The 3,396-nt window shown below is 53.8% G+C and carries 3 protein-coding genes; all 3 read left to right on the top strand.

Annotated features, from left to right (window positions below; translation table 11 throughout):
• Nucleotides 1-126: 126 nt before the first annotated feature.
• Genes AB4Y32_RS40120 through AB4Y32_RS40110 form a run of 3 tightly spaced genes read left to right on the top strand, consistent with a single transcriptional unit; the run spans nt 127 to nt 3,280 of the window.
• Complete coding sequence (locus AB4Y32_RS40120) at nt 127-1,359, top strand: site-specific integrase (RefSeq protein WP_368726534.1); 1,233 nt, start codon at nt 127-129, stop codon at nt 1,357-1,359.
• Nucleotides 1,356-2,285 (top strand): tyrosine-type recombinase/integrase, encoded by a 930-nt coding sequence (locus tag AB4Y32_RS40115; RefSeq protein ID WP_368726533.1) that lies wholly within the window; start codon nt 1,356-1,358, stop codon nt 2,283-2,285. The genes AB4Y32_RS40120 and AB4Y32_RS40115 overlap by 4 nt, the downstream gene beginning before the upstream one ends.
• Nucleotides 2,282-3,280 (top strand): tyrosine-type recombinase/integrase, encoded by a 999-nt coding sequence (locus AB4Y32_RS40110; protein ID WP_368726532.1) that lies wholly within the window; start codon nt 2,282-2,284, stop codon nt 3,278-3,280. Before AB4Y32_RS40115 ends, AB4Y32_RS40110 begins: the two co-directional genes overlap by 4 nt.
• Nucleotides 3,281-3,396 lie beyond the last annotated feature (116 nt).

Here is a 3,396-nt window from a genome sequence, read left to right as displayed (position 1 = left end):
AACTATGCCGCCTTGTAAACTATGCTCGATCCAGACAGAATGAGTCTCAAATTCAAGCACAACGAACAAAACATGATCGGCATAGTCTAATTGACATTGGACTCGCTTTCGCGAGAGGCGCAGGTCATGGAGAAGTCGTATCCCAAAACGCGGTCGCATTCGCTCGATGCGCCCGAAGGCCCTCTTGCTGAGCACCTCGATGCATTTCAAGGCATGCTCTATGATCAAGGTTATCCGCAAGAAACCATTCGCAGATACTTGCGTCTTGTTGCCGATTTCAGCGTGTGGCTCAAGCGCAAGAAAACGTCGATCGAGGAAGTGACTCACAAAACCACGCTTCGTTACCTGCGCTACCGCGCATACTACCGATGTCCACGGAAAGGCGAACAATACGCGCTAAGATGCTTTGTGCAATTGCTGCAAGATAATGGAATCGTTGCAAGGGAGGCACCCGTTGCGCAGACACCAGCTGAAAAACTGGTAAGCGAATACGCTTTGTATCTGCATCACCAACGAGGCTTGTCAGCCACGACGATCAGAACATATCGATCGTATGCGTATTTGTTCTTGAAAAAACTATACGGTGACGGAGCAACGCGGCTTGCGGAACTCCATGCCTGTGAGCTCATCGACTTTGTTCAGCATGAGGCTGCTCAATATCCAACACGAACGCATTCGATCGCAAAGGTGTTGCGCTCTTTTTTGCAGTATGCGCGTTATCGGGGCTTAATCAGGCTTGACCTCGCTGCAGCGATTCCCAAGGTCGCTCACTGGTCAATGACTTCAATCCCCAAGGCGATATCTCCTGAACATGCCCGGCGCGCGTTGGCCAGTTGTGATCGCAGTCGTCCCGTCGGTCGCCGCGATTATGCGATTCTCCTCCTCCTTGCCCGGCTCGGTTTGCGGAGTGGTGAGGTTGCTTCCTTGACGTTGGATGACATCGATTGGGAAGCTGGTACGCTGAACATTCATGGAAAAGGCGGTCAGGAGTCGCCATTGCCATTATTGGCGCCGGTGGGTGAAGCGATCGCGGACTACCTGAAAAACGGTCGTGCACATTCTGAGATTCGGAGAGTCTTCCTGCGTATAAACGCACCGATTCGTGGCTTCAGGACGTCAAAATCGGTAAGCAATGTAGTCAAATACGCTTTGGAGCGGGCCGGCATCGATTCGCAGAGAAAAGGAGCCCATCAATTCCGGCATGCGCTAGCGACGCAGATGCTGCGTCAAGGATCCTCGCTGGCCGAGATTAGCGAGGTCTTGCGCCACAAGAGTCCCGACTCGACGAGAATATATACCAAAATCGATTTGGACTCGCTGCGAATCTTGGCGCCACCATGGCCGGGGAGTCGATCATGAGTACGTTACGCAAGTCAATGGAAGAGTACCTGACGATGCGCCGTCGTATGGGATTCAAACTCCATGAAGCGGGCCAACGGCTGGAAGACTTCGTCAGCTATATGGAACGGCGTCGGTTCTCACACATTAACGCGTCGCTGGCGTTAACCTGGGCGAAAAAACCCCCGTCGGTTCAACCGGTAATCTGGGCTCAGCGATTAGGCGTAGTACGTGACTTTGCACGCTATCTGAGCGCCTTCGATCCACACACGGAGATTCCACCGGACGGACTGCTTCCGCATCGGTATCACCGGCGGGCACCCCACCTTTACACCAATGAGGAAACTAGAAAGATACTGGCTGCCGCAGTGGCCCTTCCTCCGCCATGGGGACTCAGAAGGTGGACCTATTTTACACTGATCGGTGTCCTAAGCGTCACAGGGTTGCGCCCCGGTGAAGCGGTCAATCTGGAGCTTGAAGACGTAGATTTGAAGCAATGTGTTCTGACGGTGCGGGAAAGCAAACACGGAAAATCGAGGTTGGTTCCTATCCATTCCACCACTCGAGATGTACTTGCAGACTACCTTCGACGTCGTGAACTATCTCTTGCGGGTCGCCCGGAACCCCGTTTATTCCTCACTTCGCAAGGTAAGCCTCTCAGTGGAGATATGATCTCCCATACATTTACGGCACTCACACGGAAAATCGGTCTTCGCGATTCAACAAAGCATGCTCCGCGGCTGATTGACTATCGTCATCTATTCGCGGTCACGACGCTGGTGAGATTAGACCGATCGGGTAAAGACCCTGAGCATTGGTTACCAGTGTTGTCGACCTTCCTCGGTCACCAATGGGTGAAAGATACATACTGGTATGTAGAGCAGAACCCAGAGCTTATGAAGCAGGCGATGAAGCGCCTGGAGCGTCGTTGGAAGGATGTGTCATGAAATCTACGATCAGTTTCCCGACACTATTGCAGCGGTTCTTTACGGAACGTCTCATGCAACAGCGGCAGGCCAGCCCGCACACCATCGGTTCGTATCGGGACACGTTCAGGCTGCTTCTTCGGTTTGCCAACAAGCGACTGCACAAACCGCCGGACCATCTGGCATTTGAGGACATCAAGGCGCCGCTCGTGACAGCATTTCTGAATGATCTGGAAAGGACCCGGGCCATCAGTGCCCGCACACGGAATCTGCGCCTGACGGCGATCCGTTCGTTCTTCCGCTATGCGGCCTTCGAAGCGCCCGCGTATTCTGCGCAAATCCAGCGCGTGCTGTCGATGCCCGGAAAGCGCTACGATCGCAGGCTCATTCACTTCCTGACGCGGCCGGAAGTCAAGGCGCTGCTTGCTGCGCCCGATACCCGCACCTGGTGTGGTCGTCGCGATCATGCTTTACTCCGATTGGCGGTGGAGACGGGATTGCGTGTATCGGAAATGACCAGCCTCACATGCGAAGATGTTACCCTTGGCACTGGCGCGCACGTTAATGTCGTGGGTAAAGGTCGAAAACAACGCGTCACCCCCTTCAGTAAGCAGACCGCCGTTGTTCTAAAAGCCTGGATGAAAGAGCTTCGGGTACCCGTCGATAATCCGCTGTTTCCGAGTGTTCGAGGCGGACATCTCAGTTCGGACGCCATACAACGCCTTCTGAAAAAGTACACTGCCCAGGCCGCCAAGGTATGTCCTTCGCTGCGAAAAAAAAGCGTGACCCCGCACGTGCTGAGACATACGGCAGCCATGGAATTACTGCAGGCCGGCGTGGATCCATTTAACATTGCCATGTGGTTGGGGCATGAATCCCCCCAGACAACCCAGATGTACCTGGATGCCAGTCTGGAGTTGAAAGAGAAAATTCTCGCCAATGTCGCGCCACATGATAGTAAGACCGTACGGTACCGGCCTGATAGTAAGCTCGTAACGTTTCTCCAAGGTCTTTAGGCATCTAAACTATGCCGAGCCGGACGACTCGTTAACATCGTCCCTCTGGGCTCACTGCTGGCATATTCGTGGTCCAGTTCCAGCCTGATCGGCATTGCCTCAAATGCGGCATAGTT

This window comes from Paraburkholderia phymatum (genome assembly GCF_040965635.1).
GTDB lineage: Bacteria > Pseudomonadota > Gammaproteobacteria > Burkholderiales > Burkholderiaceae > Paraburkholderia > Paraburkholderia phymatum_B.
This window is presented reverse-complemented; position numbering and strand designations above follow the sequence as displayed.

Coding starts and splice junctions, on each gene's coding strand:
- AB4Y32_RS40120 (WP_368726534.1), top strand. CDS start 127: ATGGAGAAGTCGTATCCCAAAACGCGGTCGCATTCGCTCGATGCGCCC.
- AB4Y32_RS40115 (WP_368726533.1), top strand. CDS start 1,356: ATGAGTACGTTACGCAAGTCAATGGAAGAGTACCTGACGATGCGCCGT.
- AB4Y32_RS40110 (WP_368726532.1), top strand. CDS start 2,282: ATGAAATCTACGATCAGTTTCCCGACACTATTGCAGCGGTTCTTTACG.